Below are 13,123 nucleotides of genomic sequence, written 5' to 3' on the forward strand. Positions count from 1 at the left end.
TGGTTTGCTGTGAAATAGCTTTGCCCAATCAGGCCTGATTCGAATTCAGGATGAGCTGACCGTTGCGATCAAGCGGGATGCGGGTGCCAGGGTCATTCTCCATACGGATTTTGCCCTGCTGGTCGCCTATTTTATAGGTCACATCATAACCCAGCATCTTTTCCTGTTTACTGTATACCGTTCTGCAGCGCTGTTCGCTGGTGGTGTAGGTGTCCCGCTCCTGCAGAGCGCCCTGCACCTGATTACCGCCGTAGCCGCCGGCCAGCGCACCCGCTACGGTAGCCACATCGCGACCGCGACCGCCGCCGAACTGATGACCCAGCACGCCGCCCGCGACGGCACCCAGCACCGAACCGGCAATGCGGTTCTCATCCTGTACCGGACGACGGTGCGTCAGCGTAACGTTACGGCACTCCTGACGCGGCTGTTTAATACTCTCTTTAATCGGGGTGGCTGACAGCACCTGAGCAAATTGCGGACCGCGATCAAACACGTTCATGCTGGCGACCGCCGCCACGCCCAGCGCTGCTGCTACGCCGATTCCGATACCCGCAAGCATTGATTTATTCACAGGAATATCCTCCTGACAGTGTTACCGCGCATTCCCGTCGCTACAGGCTGTAGCGGAGGCATAACCGGCGTGCGCGCCGCGCCGTGTTCCTGAAGATAAGTTTTGCAGATGGTCCGGAATTGCAACATCAGATTAATGGAGGAAACGCAGCGTAAGCGCAGCAGGGCCAGCTTTTAGGAGAGTTCCGAGCCGCGGATTCGGGGCGGGTAATGTTGCGGTGAACTGATGATTATCAGCAGCTTATTGCGGGCAAAACGGGCGCGGGCGACACTGTGTCGCCCGCTATTGATTAGTGCAGTTTAAGTCGCGGACGCAGTACGCGGTTCAGACTGCCAACCAGCATCATCAGGCCGGTCTTGAAGTATCCATGGAGCGCAATCTGGTGCATACGATACAGAGAGATGTAGACAAAGCGCGCAATGCGCCCTTCCACCATCATTGAGCCGCGCATCAGGTTACCCATCAGACTGCCCACGGTGGTAAAGCGCGACAGCGAAACCAGCGAGCCGTGATCTTTATAAACGTACGCTTTCAGCGGCTTGCCTTTACGCTGTGCGAGGATGTTATCCAGCACCCGTGACGCCATCTGATGCGCCGACTGCGCGCGCGGCGGCACGAAGCCGCCACCTGGCAGCGCACAGGAGGCGCAGTCGCCGAGCGCGTAGATATTTTCATCGCGCGTGGTCTGCAGCGTCTCTTTAACCACCAGCTGGTTAATGCGGTTGGTCTCCAGGCCGCCGATCTCTTTCATAAAGTCAGGCGCTTTGATGCCTGCTGCCCACACCATCAGATCGGCAGCAATATACTCACCCTCTTTGGTGTTAAGCCCTTTCGCATCGGCGCTGGTCACCATGGTCTGCGTCAGAACGCGTACGCCCAGTTTGGTCAGCTCCTGATGGGCCGCCGCAGAGATGCGCGGTGGCAGCGCAGGCAGAATGCGCTCACCCGCTTCCACCAGCGTGACGTTGAGCGCGCTGCTGTCGAGACCTTTGTAGCCGTAGCTGTGCAGCTGCTTCACCGCATTGTAGAGTTCAGCGGAGAGCTCCACGCCGGTGGCGCCGCCGCCAACAATGGCGATATTCACTTTCTGCAATTCGCCTTCGCTGGCGGAAAAACGCAGGAACTGATTCAGCATCTCATTATGGAAGCGACGCGCCTGATGCGGATTGTCGAGGAAGATGCAGTGATCTTTCACGCCCGGCGTACCAAAATCGTTGGACGTACTGCCCAGCGCCACCACCAGACGATCCCACGCCAGCTCACGCTGCGGCACCAGAATCTCACCCTGAGCGTCGCGGATTTCTGCCAGTTCAATGGTTTTGCGGTCGCGGTGGATCTGCGTCAGCGATCCCAGCTGAAACTGAAAGCCGTGGTTACGGGCGTGAGCCAGATAGCTCAGCGCGTCAATGCCCTCATCCATAGAGCCAGTCGCCACCTCATGCAGCAGCGGTTTCCAGAGATGACTGTGGTTGCGGTCAACCAGAATAATCTCCGCTTTTTTGCTGCGCCCCAGCTTATGCCCCAGCTGCGTTGCCAGCTCCAGGCCACCGGCGCCTCCGCCAATAATGACGATCTTTTCCATGGTTGTAGTCAATGCAGACCCCCTCAAAGTTGTAAACCAAAAGTTAATTAATGGTTAAATAAAACCTTAATAAACATAGGGTTGGCGATGTTTAATCGCGCGCTGAGGGCAGAATATCACGCCGGTCTAACCAGATCATAAGGAAATTGATGCAGATCAATCTTTCGCGGGGATTATCAGAATGTTACACGTTTTGTGAATAGCATCACACGACAAACGCCGCATTCCCCCAGGGAACGCGGCGCTTCGCAACGCTTACTGCTGTGCGTTATGCGCCAGCCAGCGCGCCTGCAGATCGCTGAGCTGACGCTGATTCTGCCGCCAGCGCGCGCTGCTCTGCAGCTCATCCAGCGTATGCTGCCCGCGATGCCAGAGCCGTGCAATACGTTCTGCCGGACCCGCCTGCAGATTATCCAGCACGCTAATGGCGCCCGCCCGCTGGTTGCAGACCAGAATCATATCGCAACCGGCATCCAGCGACTGCTGCGCCCGTTCGGCGTAGCTGCCCATCACGGCGGCGCCCTCCATTGAGAGATCGTCGGAGAAGATCACGCCGTCAAAGGCGAGCTCCTGACGCAGCACTTGCTGCAGCCAGTAAGGCGAGCCGCTGGCGGGCAGCGGATCGACCTGGGTGTAGATAACGTGGGCCGGCATCACCGCATCCAGCAGCTGTTCACTGATGAGCTGCTGAAAAATAGCCATATCGTGCTGGCGCAGCGTGGCGGCGTCGCGCGTATCACGCGGTGTCTCTTTATGCGAATCCGCGCTGACCGCGCCGTGGCCGGGAAAATGTTTACCGGTGGTTTTCATACCGGCTTCGCGCATGCCGTTAATAAAGCGCCGCGCGATCTGCAGCGCAATGGCCGGATCGGCATGAAACGCCCGATCGCCGATTGCGGCGCTGATGTGGCCGATATCGAGCACCGGTGCAAAGCTGATATCGATATCGAGCCCGGTGATCTCCGCCGCCATCTGCCAGCCCGCCTGCTGCGCCAGCTCGCCTGCCGCAGTCAAATCGTGCAGGGCAGCAAAAGACTGCATTGCCGGCAGCTGCGTGAAGCCTTCGCGGAAACGCTGCACGCGCCCGCCTTCCTGATCCACCGCCACCACCAGCCGGTTACGGGAAGCGGCGCGGATCTGACGCACCAGCTCGCGGAGCTGAGCAACGTCATGAAAGTTGCGCGTAAACAGAATAAGTCCGCCCACCAGCGGGTGCTGCAATATCTCGCGCTCTTCTGCGTCCAGCGTATAGCCCGCCACGTCCAGCATCAGCGGGCCGGGTGCATTGATTGTCATAGCTCAGTTCCTGAATTAAATATCCTGCCAGCTGGTCTGCGCCAGCTGCTGTAAAGTTGCCTCGCCGCTCTGCTCGGCGCGCAGCTGATACCAGCTCGCCATCAGCAGCTGCAGCCACGGCTGCCAGCGCGCGATCTGACGCGCCAGCACGGCCGCATCCATGTGCGTCCGTGCGGCATACTCTTCTGTCCACGCCGCTGCCTGCGCCGGCGCCCATGCACAGATGGCAGCCAGCTCCAGCGCCACGTCGCCATCGGCTGCATACTCCCAGTCAATCAGCCTCAGCCCGGCTGGCGTCGCGATCACATTGCCCGGATGGACATCCATATGCAGCGGCGCAAGGCGCAGCGGGCGCGGTTCCCCCTGTCGCTGCAGCCGCTGCAGGCGCGCCAGCCAGCGCCAGTGCCGCTGGCGGCAGCGCTGCCAGTAGAGCTGCAACAGCGGCAGCAGCCGCAGGGGATAGCCGGTCAGCGGCTGCCGGTGCAGCGTGCTTACCAGCGCCACTATTGCGCTGCGCTGTGCGTCAAAGGCGGCAGGCGTCAGCGCCTCACCCGGCAGCCAGCGCTGCAGCAGCCACGGGGAGCGCCAGCTGAGCGGCTCCGGCCCCAGGCCGGCGTTACGCAGCTGGCGTAAAATACGGTATTCGCGCTGCCGGTTAACAAAAGGAATCGGCTGCAGAGGCGTGCGCCGGACCAGCAGCGTCTCCTGCCCGCCCGCAATCTGAAAACTGTTGCCGCTCAGACCCGGCAGCGCGAAAAAATAGCCGGCGGCGGGTGCCGTCGGCCACTGTTGCTGCACCAGGTCAACCAGTGCGGGATCAGGGTTGTGTTGCACCATTACCTGACCAGATGATTTCGCCGGTCTGCACCAGCATCAGCTGCATCTGCAGCGTGGGTGACTTCACCTCGCCTTTCGCATTGCTGTAAAGCACATACTGCGCGTTTACGATGCGCGCCAGTCCAATCGCTTTGCTGCGCGAGTTCAGACTATCTTCCGGTGAGAGGCCCAGCGTCTGGCGAGCCTGATTCAGCTGATCATCAGATACCAGGGTAAACTTGCCGTTGTTCGCCAGCGCGCTCTGAATGGCACTGGTGGCTTTTTCGGTCTGCAGCGCGCCGTTGGTGCTGTTTTTAAGGCGATCGACCAGCAGCACGCTGCCCGGATTCACCCCGGCAGACTGCACCATATTGGCCACCAGCGGTGAGACGCTGGCGCTCCAGTTAATGGTCTTTAGCTTAGGCGGCTGCGGCACATTTTGTGGCGGCGGCACGGGTTGCGGCTCCGGCTGAACCGGGGTCGTCGGCTGCGTCGGTTCGACCGGCGCCGGCGTCTGCTGTTTTACCACACAGCCGGTAAGCATCAGCGCAAACAGTAGCGCGCCAGAACGTTGAACACTGCGGATCACGGGGTTACTCCTTAGAGATAAAGATAAAGCCGCACTTTGCTGGCGGTAAGATTGCCCATTTGCGAAGCCACCATCACGCTGCCGTGTGCGGGAACAGTTTGCGTCTGTGCCGGCTCCTGCGGCTCAATTTCCAGTCCCTTATCGTCATACCAGTAGAAACGATAATGAACCGTAACAGGCGCTTCACGCAGATTCTGCAGCGTGCTGGCCGCCTGCAGCTGACCGTCGCGGCTGGTAAGCTGTGGCTCGTCAGTAATAATCCCCGCTGACAGCACGGATGACTCCATCACCAGCGATTGCGAGGTATTAATCATCGGTTTATCACTACTGCAGCCTGCCAGAGTCAATAATAGCAGGCCGCTCAGCCATCGACGCATATCAGGTCCGCCTGAGGTTAATAAGCAAGCATCGGGCCCAGGGGTTCACCACCCACCAGGTGCATGTGTATATGATAGACCTCCTGACCGCCGTGGCGATTGCAGTTCATGATCAGGCGATAGCCATCTTCAGCAATGCCTTCATCGCGGGCAATTTTCGCCGCCACGGTGATCATCCGCCCGAGCGCATGTTCATGCGCAGGCTTAACGTCGTTCGTCGTAGGGATCAGGACATTAGGGATAATCAGCACGTGAGTGGGCGCTTTGGGTGCAATATCACGAAAGGCGGTGACCAGTTCATCCTGGTAGATAATATCGGCCGGAATTTCACGGCGAATGATTTTACTGAAAATAGTCTCTTCAGCCATGGTGCGGTTCCTTTTTACCTGAGTCAGTCTGGCAGTATGCGCGAGAAAATCCGCTTCTTTCAACCTTCTCCCGGCTTTTCTTCGCTGACTGGCTGCTTTTACAGCGTCGCGCAGACAAACAAAAACCCCCTCACGGGAGGGGGTTTTCAGTAACGGTGCACAATCTTGCTGCAAAGGCGTTACATGCTGCGGATGTAATCATCCATTTCCGTTTTCAGATTATCTGATTTAGTGCCAAAGATAGCCTGTACACCGGAACCGGCAACCACAACGCCGCGGGCGCCCAGGTTTTTCAGCTCAGCCTGATCAACCTTTGCCACATCGGCCACGCTGACGCGCAGACGGGTAATACAGGCATCCAGATTGGTGATGTTCTCTTTGCCGCCAAAGGCGCTGACCAGCTTGCCCGCCATTTCACTGCCGGTGACGCTGCTCTGCTCAATCGCGGTATCTTCACGACCTGGCGTTTTCAGATTCAGTTTTACAATCAGCACGCGGAAAACGGTGTAGTAAACCAGGCCGTAGATGATGCCAACAATCGGGAACAGCCAGATTTTGCTGCTGTTACCGCTCAGGACGATAAAATCGATCAGGCCGTGCGAGAAGCTGGTACCGTCACGCATACCCAGCAGGATACAGATAGGGAACGCCAGACCTGCCAGAATCGCGTGGATCACGTAGAGGATCGGTGCCACGAACATGAAAGAGAACTCAATCGGTTCGGTAATACCGGTCAGGAACGAGGTCAGCGCGGCAGAGATCATGATACCGCCAACTTTGGCACGGTTCTCAGGCTTCGCCGAATGCCAGATAGCAATAGCAGCAGCCGGCAGACCATACATTTTAAACAGGAAGCCGCCTGAGAGTTTACCGGCAGTCGGGTCTCCCGCCATGTAACGCGGGATATCGCCGTGGAATACCTGGCCGGCCGCATTGGTGAACTCACCAATCTGCATCTGGAAAGGAACGTTCCAGATATGATGCAGGCCGAAAGGCACCAGCGCACGCTCAATCACGCCGTAGATGCCAAAAGCGACAACCGGGTTCTGATACGCAGCCCACTGGGAGAAATCCTGAATTGCCGTACCCACCGGTGGCCAGATAAACGACAGCACAATACCGGTAAAGATAGCGGTCAGACCGGAAATAATCGGAACAAAGCGTTTACCGGCAAAGAAGCCGAGGTACTCCGGCAGCTTGATACGGTAAAAGCGGTTAAACATATAGGCAGCAATCGCACCGGCAATGATCCCGCCCAGTACGCCGGTGTCCGCCAGATGCTTCGCTTCAATCTCTGCGGCTGGCAGATGCAGTACCAGCGGCGCCACGACCGCCAGCGTTTTAACCATAATGCCGTAAGCGACAACCGCCGCCAGTGCTGACACGCCGTCGTTATTGGTAAAGCCCAGCGCCACACCGATCGCAAAAATCAGCGGCATATTGGCGAACACCGATCCGCCCGCCTCGGCCATGACGTGGGAGACCACGGCCGGCAGCCAGCTGAAGTTTGCAGAACCAACACCTAACAAAATACCGGCAATCGGCAGAACCGATACCGGCAACATCAGCGATTTACCTACTTTCTGCAGGTTCGCAAATGCGTTCTTGAACATAGAAGCTCCTGAGTATGAGTGCATAGTTGCGCGATGCGCGTGGCAGCGGGGGAGGTTCCGCAGCCGGGTGACGCTGAGCGTCTTTTGATTTATTACGAAGAGTAAAATAAATGGGGGCGCGTTACTTTGACGGCTATCACGTTTCCTCAATGAGAGCCGGCAGCTTTCAGCACTTTCTGACTGACCTGCCGGATAATAGCGCAATAAAACACTGCCTGCGTCGGAAATAACCTGACGCAGGCAGTTCATTACGGATTAATTACAGCGTTTGAAATAAAGCTCAGGCGCCCAGACGCGTCATAGGAATGTGAAACAGGCGTGAGAAATTCTCCGTAGTCGTCGCGGCCAGGGTCTCGATATCCACCCCTTTCAGCACCGCCATATAATCGGCCACGTCGCGGGTAAATGCAGGCTGGTTCTCTTTACCGCGATGCGGCACCGGCGCGAGATAGGGAGAATCTGTCTCTACCAGCATCCGATCCAGTGGCACAAAGCGCGCGGCATCGCGGATCTGCTCCGCATTACGGAACGTCAGAATACCGGAGAAGGAGATATAAAAGCCGAGATCCAGAAGCTTAGCTGCGGTTGCGCGATCTTCGGTAAAACAGTGCAGCACGCCGCCGCACTTTTCGACCTGCTCTTCACGCAGGATCGCCAGCGTATCGTCACGGGCGTCCCGGGTATGCACGATGATCGGCTTATTCAGCGCAATACCGGTGCGAATATGTTCGCGGAAAGCGGCCTGCTGCTGCGCTTTGGTCTCCTGCTGATAGAAGTAGTCGAGGCCGGTTTCACCCAGCGCTACCACCTGCTCTTCCGCTGCCAGGCGACGAAACTCCGCCACATCCCAGGGTTCATCCTGGTTCAGCGGGTGAACGCCGCAGGCCAGCGCAATATTCTGTCGCTCGCCGACCAGCGCTTTGATGCGATAGTAGTCTGGCAGCGTGGTGGCAATTGCCAGCATAAATTTTACGTCGCGCGCGGCGGCTTTGGCGATAACGTCATCCAGGTCGCGGTGCTGGTTTTCATAGTCAAGGCCATCGAGGTGGCAATGGGAATCAACAATAAACATAATTTTCTCGGATAATTACGGGCTGATGACAGGCGGTGCCAGTAAACGGCTCCACGCCAGCAGCCGGTCGGTCAGAATAAGTTCGCGGTTAAGCGATGCAACGTGCAGCAGCTGTTCGCGACAGGCTATCCACTGCTGCACACTGCTGTTCAGGGCGTTGCTGTTCAGCTGCCGGGCCAGCGCGGTCACAACATCAGGCCGATCGCCATTACTCAGCCACGCCGCAGCACCCTGCTGCATTTTCATGGCGTCCACCAGCAGCGAGATAAGCCAGCTGAGGCGATCGGCCACGTCATCACTGTTCAGCGCAGGCAGCAGCTGCAGAATGTCATCATTCAGCACCGCGATCAGCGTATCGCACAGTGCCTGACGCGTCTGCCAGCGCGCGGGCTGCAGCAGCGCCAGCGCTGCGGCGGGCGCACCGCTGCTCAGACGCAGCGCAGCGCGCAGCGCCGCTTCTGGCTGTGTTACTTCACGGCCCAGCCAGGCGAGGCTCTGCGACTCCTCCGGCGGAATTAGCGGCCAGCTGAGACAGCGGCTGCGCAGCGTAGCCAGCAACCGGGAGGACTCACGCACGCTGAGAAAGAACCAGCAGTTTGCGGGTGGCTCCTCCAGCGTTTTCAGCAGCGCATTGGCAGCCGCTTCCGTCAGCTGCGCGGCGTCCGGCAGCCAGACCACTTTCGCACCGCCCTGCTGCGCAAAATGATAGAGCTTTTCCGTGACGTCGCGCACAGCATCCACGCCCAGCGACGCCTTTCCTTTTTCTGCTTCCAGCCGATACCAGTCCGGATGCGTATGCGCCTGCATCAGTTCACAGCCGTGGCACGTGCCGCAGCTTTTAGCGCCTTCCCGCCGCTGACACATCAGCCAGCGGCTAACGCCCCACACCAGCGCGTCATCCCCCATACCTTCAGCTGCCTGCAGCAGCAGCGCATGATGCGCTGCGCCCTCCTGGTGACGGGCAATAATTTGCCGGTAGGGCTGGTTCAGCCAGGGATACCAGTTCATGGGCGCTGCCCGGCCAGCCAGCGATGCAGGGCCGCTTTAAGTGACGTTGTCACCTCATCGATAGCCTGCGTTGCATCAACAGTGACGATGCTGGCGTCCGCCTGCGCCAGCGCAAGGTAGCGCGCGCGGGTCCGCTCGAAAAAGCGCAGCGACTCCTGCTCAATGCGGTCCAGCGCGCCGCGCGCACGGGCGCGCTGCAAGCCGATTTCCGGCGTCACATCGAGATAAAGCGTGAGGTCGGGGCGAAAATCGCCCAGCACCGCATCGCGCAGCGTGGTCATCAGCGCGGCATCCATTTCACGGCCACCGCCCTGATAAGCCTGCGAGGAGAGATCGTGACGATCGCCCACTACCCACGCGCCGCGCGCCAGCGCCGGCTTGATCACGTTTTCTACCAGCTGCACCCGGGCGGCGTAGAGCATCAGCAGCTCCGCTTTGTCGGTAACCTGTTCACCTTCAATACCCTGCTTTACCAGCACCCGCAGCTGTTCCGCCAGCGGTGTGCCGCCCGGCTCACGGGTAAAGACGATGTCGTGGATACCGTGCTGCTGCAAAACTTCCACCACCGCCTCGCGCGCCGTGGTTTTGCCGGCGCCTTCCAGCCCCTCAATGACAATAAACTTACTCTTCATTTTTTTCCTTCAGCGCCTGACGATAAGCCTGTACCGCCCGGTTATGGCTGGCAAGGTTGGTGGTAAAGGTATGCCCGCCTTTGCCATCCGCAACAAAATAGAGATAGCTGCTCTTTTCCGGATGCGCAGCGGCTTCCAGCGAGGCGCGTCCGGGCATCGCAATCGGTCCCGGCGGCAGGCCGCTGATGCTGTAGGTATTATAGGCGGTCGGCGTGTCGAGATCGCTGCGCGTCAGCGTGCCGTTATAGCGCTCACCCATCCCGTAGATAACGGTGGGATCGGTCTGGAGCTTCATTCCGGTCCGCAGACGATTAATAAATACTGACGCTACCCGCGCGCGCTCCTCGCTTACGCCGGTCTCTTTCTCGATGATTGACGCCATCGTCACCAGATCCCGCGGCGCTTTGTAGGGCAGATTCGCCATGCGCGTCTGCCAGACCTCATCGACCAGCTTGTTCATGCGGAGATGCGCCCGCGTCAGCACCGCCACATCCGTAGTATTGGCAGTATAGAGATAGGTGTCGGGATAGAAGCTGCCTTCAAGCTGTGCCGCGTCCAGCTTCAGCGCCGCCGCTACGCTGGTAAAGCTGTCGTCCGGCAGCGTATGCTTCAGATAAGGCGCTTTGCGCAGCTCGCTCAGCCACTCGCTGAGGCGTGAGCCCTCGATAAAACGAAGCGGAAACTGCGCCTCTTTACCGCTGGCCAGCAGCTGCAGCAGCTGACGTACGGTCATGCCCTGTTCCAGCCGGTAGGTACCCGCTTTAAACTCCGCCAGCTCCGGCTGCAGCCTGAGCAACGGCCCAAACCAGATAGTGTGCGGAATAATATGCTGGCTCTCCAGCTGCGCTTCCAGCACAACGCGTCCGCTACCCGCCGGCAGCGTATAGAGCGTTTCCTGGTGAATGGTCAGCGGCGTATCTGCCAGGCGCTCTGTCTGCCAGTAGCTAAACGCGGCAGCGGCGGCAGCGATGACTGCCGCGCCCGCAATAATTTTTTTGATTCGACTCATGTTACGTCCATTTTCTGGCAACAGGTAAAAAGTTGCTGGTACAGCGTGCGTTCACTGAAAATAATGTTATCGATTTGCCGCACCGGCAGCACCGGCATCAGTGCATTACAGATCACGACTTCATCAGCGCCAAGTACGCTTTCGCGCGGCGCGCTGATTTCCTGACAAGCCTGGCCGCTGGCCGCCAGCTGCGCCATCAGAAAACGTCGCATAATGCCGTTTACGCCCGCCTGGCCAAGGTGAGGCGTAAAAATCTGGTTGCCGCGGCGCCAGAAGAGATTGGCAGCGCAGCATTCTACCACGCATCCCGCGGTGTCCAGTACCAGCGCCTCATCAGCATCCGTCTCATCAAGGTGGTGGCGAATCATCACCTGCTCCAGCCGGTTGAGATGTTTGATGCCCGCCAGCAGCGGATTGCGCGCCAGCGGCACCGGGCTGGTAATCAGCCTCACCCCCTGCTGCTGCAGCGCGGCGTAATGGTGCGGCCAGGGGGAGAGCGAGAGGATGCGCACCGGGTCCTGACAGCCGCGCCGGCTGTAGCCGCGTCCGCCAGCTCCCGGCGTCAGGATGATCTTCATCACTGCCCGGTCGTGCCCCTGCGCAATGCAACGCATTTCATCTGCCAGCAGCGTCAGGTCGGGCAGCGGCAGCAGAAGCTGCCTGCACCCCTGCTCCAGGCGCTGCAGATGCGCCTCAGCCATCACGACGCTGCCGTTACGCACGGCGGCCGTGGTGAAACAGCCGTCGCCAAACTGGACAGCTCGATCGCTGGCCGGCAGCATTGTTTGCGGGATACCGTTAATCCACACCGCGCGCTCCTCAGGCAGTCAGCCCTGAAATGATCTCACCTGCCCGGACAGTTGTGCTGAAGAGCAGATCAGAAAAAAGGCCCGCATTGCGGGCCTCTGTTCGGCAGAATAGCGATTATACCTTGCGGAAGATCAGCGAGCCGTTGGTGCCGCCAAATCCAAAGGAGTTACATAGTGTATACTCCAGACCGCTAACCTGACGCGCCGTATGCGGCACAAAGTCCAGATCGCAACCCTCATCCGGATTATCCAGATTGATGGTTGGCGGTACAACCTGGTCGCGCAGCGCCAGAACCGAATAGATCGCTTCTACGGCACCGGCAGCACCCAGCAGGTGACCCGTCATCGATTTGGTCGAGCTGACCATAACGCTGTGCGCTGACGCGCCAAATACGGATTTCACCGCCTGCGCTTCAGCTTTATCACCGGCTGGCGTAGAGGTGCCGTGCGCGTTAACATAGCCGATCTGAGCCGGGTCGAGTCGGGCATCACGCAGCGCGTTGACCATCGCTGCAGCGGCGCCTGAGCCATCTTCCGGCGGTGACGTCATGTGGTAAGCATCGCTGCTCATGCCAAAACCAACGATTTCAGCATAGATTTTCGCACCGCGCTTTTTGGCGTGCTCATACTCTTCCAGAACCACAATACCGGCGCCGTCACCCAGTACAAACCCGTCACGATCTTTATCCCACGGACGGCTGGCCGCCTGCGGATTGTCGTTTCGTGTTGAGAGCGCACGCGCCGCGCCAAAGCCGCCAACGCCCAGAGGCGTACTGGCTTTCTCTGCGCCACCCGCCAGCATCACATCAGCATCATCGTAAGCAATGATACGTGCAGCGTGGCCGATGTTATGTACGCCTGAGGTGCAGGCCGTTGCAATCGAAATACTCGGGCCTTTCAGGCCATACATAATAGTGAGATGACCGGCGACCATATTAACAATGGTAGAAGGTACGAAGAACGGGCTGATTTTGCGCGGGCCGCCTTTAACCAGCGAGCTGTGGTTCTCTTCGATCAGACCCAGTCCGCCAATACCTGAACCAATAGCCGCGCCGATACGTCCGGCATTCTCATCAGTTACGACCAGACCGGAGTCCGCCATAGCCTGAATGCCAGCCGCGATACCATACTGGATGAAATCGTCCATCTTGCGCTGATCTTTCCGCGAGATGTACTCATCACAATTAAAATCTTTCACCAGGCCCGCAAAACGCGTTGCATAAGCACTGGCATCAAAATGGTCGATCAGGGTAATGCCGCTCTGACCGGCAAGGAGAGCACTCCAGGTAGACTCTACGGTATTGCCGACAGGAGACAACATGCCAAGACCGGTCACAACTACACGACGCTTAGACACGTTCGTCCTCCAGGGAGGGAAAAA

14 protein-coding genes are annotated in these 13,123 nt (G+C 58.7%); all 14 read right to left on the reverse strand.

Annotated elements, in window-relative coordinates; all coding sequences use genetic code 11:
• Positions 1 to 28: 28 nt before the first annotated feature.
• On the reverse strand, positions 29 to 571 hold the full coding sequence (locus DBY66_RS02715; protein ID WP_039383872.1) for a glycine zipper 2TM domain-containing protein: 543 nt from the start codon (positions 569 to 571) through the stop codon (positions 29 to 31).
• 289 nt (positions 572 to 860) lie between these two features.
• Entirely contained in the window at positions 861 to 2,165 is a 1,305-nt protein-coding gene (locus tag DBY66_RS02720; RefSeq protein ID WP_071668742.1) for an NAD(P)/FAD-dependent oxidoreductase, read from the reverse strand.
• A 243-nt stretch (positions 2,166 to 2,408) separates the two neighbouring features.
• Entirely contained in the window at positions 2,409 to 3,449 is a 1,041-nt protein-coding gene (nagZ, locus tag DBY66_RS02725; RefSeq protein ID WP_108569254.1) for a beta-N-acetylhexosaminidase, read from the reverse strand.
• Between the two features lie 15 nt (positions 3,450 to 3,464).
• Positions 3,465 to 4,286, reverse strand: a complete 822-nt coding sequence (gene thiK, locus DBY66_RS02730) for a thiamine kinase (RefSeq protein ID WP_108569253.1) — start codon at positions 4,284 to 4,286, stop codon at positions 3,465 to 3,467.
• Complete coding sequence (gene lpoB / locus DBY66_RS02735; protein WP_108569252.1) at positions 4,267 to 4,854, reverse strand: penicillin-binding protein activator LpoB; 588 nt, start codon at positions 4,852 to 4,854, stop codon at positions 4,267 to 4,269. The genes thiK and lpoB overlap by 20 nt, the downstream gene beginning before the upstream one ends.
• Before the next feature lie 11 nt (positions 4,855 to 4,865).
• On the reverse strand, positions 4,866 to 5,231 hold the full coding sequence (locus tag DBY66_RS02740) for a YcfL family protein (protein ID WP_039383863.1): 366 nt from the start codon (positions 5,229 to 5,231) through the stop codon (positions 4,866 to 4,868).
• Positions 5,232 to 5,248: 17 nt separating this feature from the next.
• Positions 5,249 to 5,599 (reverse strand): purine nucleoside phosphoramidase, encoded by a 351-nt coding sequence (gene hinT, locus DBY66_RS02745; protein ID WP_039383861.1) that lies wholly within the window; start codon positions 5,597 to 5,599, stop codon positions 5,249 to 5,251.
• Between the two features lie 179 nt (positions 5,600 to 5,778).
• Positions 5,779 to 7,212 (reverse strand): PTS glucose transporter subunit IIBC, encoded by a 1,434-nt coding sequence (ptsG, locus tag DBY66_RS02750; protein WP_039383858.1) that lies wholly within the window; start codon positions 7,210 to 7,212, stop codon positions 5,779 to 5,781.
• A gap of 280 nt (positions 7,213 to 7,492) precedes the next feature.
• A complete protein-coding gene (locus tag DBY66_RS02755; RefSeq protein ID WP_108569251.1) occupies positions 7,493 to 8,284 on the reverse strand; it encodes a metal-dependent hydrolase in 792 nt (263 codons plus the stop codon).
• A gap of 15 nt (positions 8,285 to 8,299) precedes the next feature.
• Positions 8,300 to 9,292: a DNA polymerase III subunit delta' gene (gene holB / locus DBY66_RS02760; protein WP_108569250.1), complete on the reverse strand. Its 993-nt coding sequence runs from the start codon at positions 9,290 to 9,292 to the stop codon at positions 8,300 to 8,302.
• Complete coding sequence (gene tmk, locus DBY66_RS02765; RefSeq protein ID WP_039383850.1) at positions 9,289 to 9,924, reverse strand: dTMP kinase; 636 nt, start codon at positions 9,922 to 9,924, stop codon at positions 9,289 to 9,291. The genes holB and tmk overlap by 4 nt, the downstream gene beginning before the upstream one ends.
• The gene (gene mltG, locus DBY66_RS02770) at positions 9,914 to 10,933 is read right to left on the reverse strand and encodes an endolytic transglycosylase MltG (protein ID WP_104084773.1); all 1,020 of its coding nucleotides are present in this window, start codon (positions 10,931 to 10,933) and stop codon (positions 9,914 to 9,916) included. Before mltG ends, tmk begins: the two co-directional genes overlap by 11 nt.
• Entirely contained in the window at positions 10,930 to 11,742 is an 813-nt protein-coding gene (gene pabC, locus DBY66_RS02775; protein ID WP_094111376.1) for an aminodeoxychorismate lyase, read from the reverse strand. Before pabC ends, mltG begins: the two co-directional genes overlap by 4 nt.
• 115 nt (positions 11,743 to 11,857) lie before the next feature.
• Complete coding sequence (gene fabF, locus DBY66_RS02780) at positions 11,858 to 13,099, reverse strand: beta-ketoacyl-ACP synthase II (RefSeq protein ID WP_039383844.1); 1,242 nt, start codon at positions 13,097 to 13,099, stop codon at positions 11,858 to 11,860.
• Positions 13,100 to 13,123 lie beyond the last annotated feature (24 nt).

It is taken from the genome of Pantoea sp. RIT413, assembly GCF_003057675.2.
Lineage (GTDB): Bacteria > Pseudomonadota > Gammaproteobacteria > Enterobacterales > Enterobacteriaceae > Pantoea > Pantoea eucrina.

Bases quoted from the DNA above. Each gene is read 5' to 3' on its own strand.
- thiK (WP_108569253.1), bottom strand. From the start codon at position 4,286: ATGGTGCAACACAACCCTGATCCCGCACTGGTTGACCTGGTGCAGCAA.
- holB (WP_108569250.1), bottom strand. From the start codon at position 9,292: ATGAACTGGTATCCCTGGCTGAACCAGCCCTACCGGCAAATTATTGCC.
- nagZ (WP_108569254.1), bottom strand. From the start codon at position 3,449: ATGACAATCAATGCACCCGGCCCGCTGATGCTGGACGTGGCGGGCTAT.
- mltG (WP_104084773.1), bottom strand. From the start codon at position 10,933: ATGAGTCGAATCAAAAAAATTATTGCGGGCGCGGCAGTCATCGCTGCC.
- DBY66_RS02740 (WP_039383863.1), bottom strand. From the start codon at position 5,231: ATGCGTCGATGGCTGAGCGGCCTGCTATTATTGACTCTGGCAGGCTGC.
- ptsG (WP_039383858.1), bottom strand. From the start codon at position 7,212: ATGTTCAAGAACGCATTTGCGAACCTGCAGAAAGTAGGTAAATCGCTG.
- tmk (WP_039383850.1), bottom strand. From the start codon at position 9,924: ATGAAGAGTAAGTTTATTGTCATTGAGGGGCTGGAAGGCGCCGGCAAA.
- DBY66_RS02755 (WP_108569251.1), bottom strand. From the start codon at position 8,284: ATGTTTATTGTTGATTCCCATTGCCACCTCGATGGCCTTGACTATGAA.
- hinT (WP_039383861.1), bottom strand. From the start codon at position 5,599: ATGGCTGAAGAGACTATTTTCAGTAAAATCATTCGCCGTGAAATTCCG.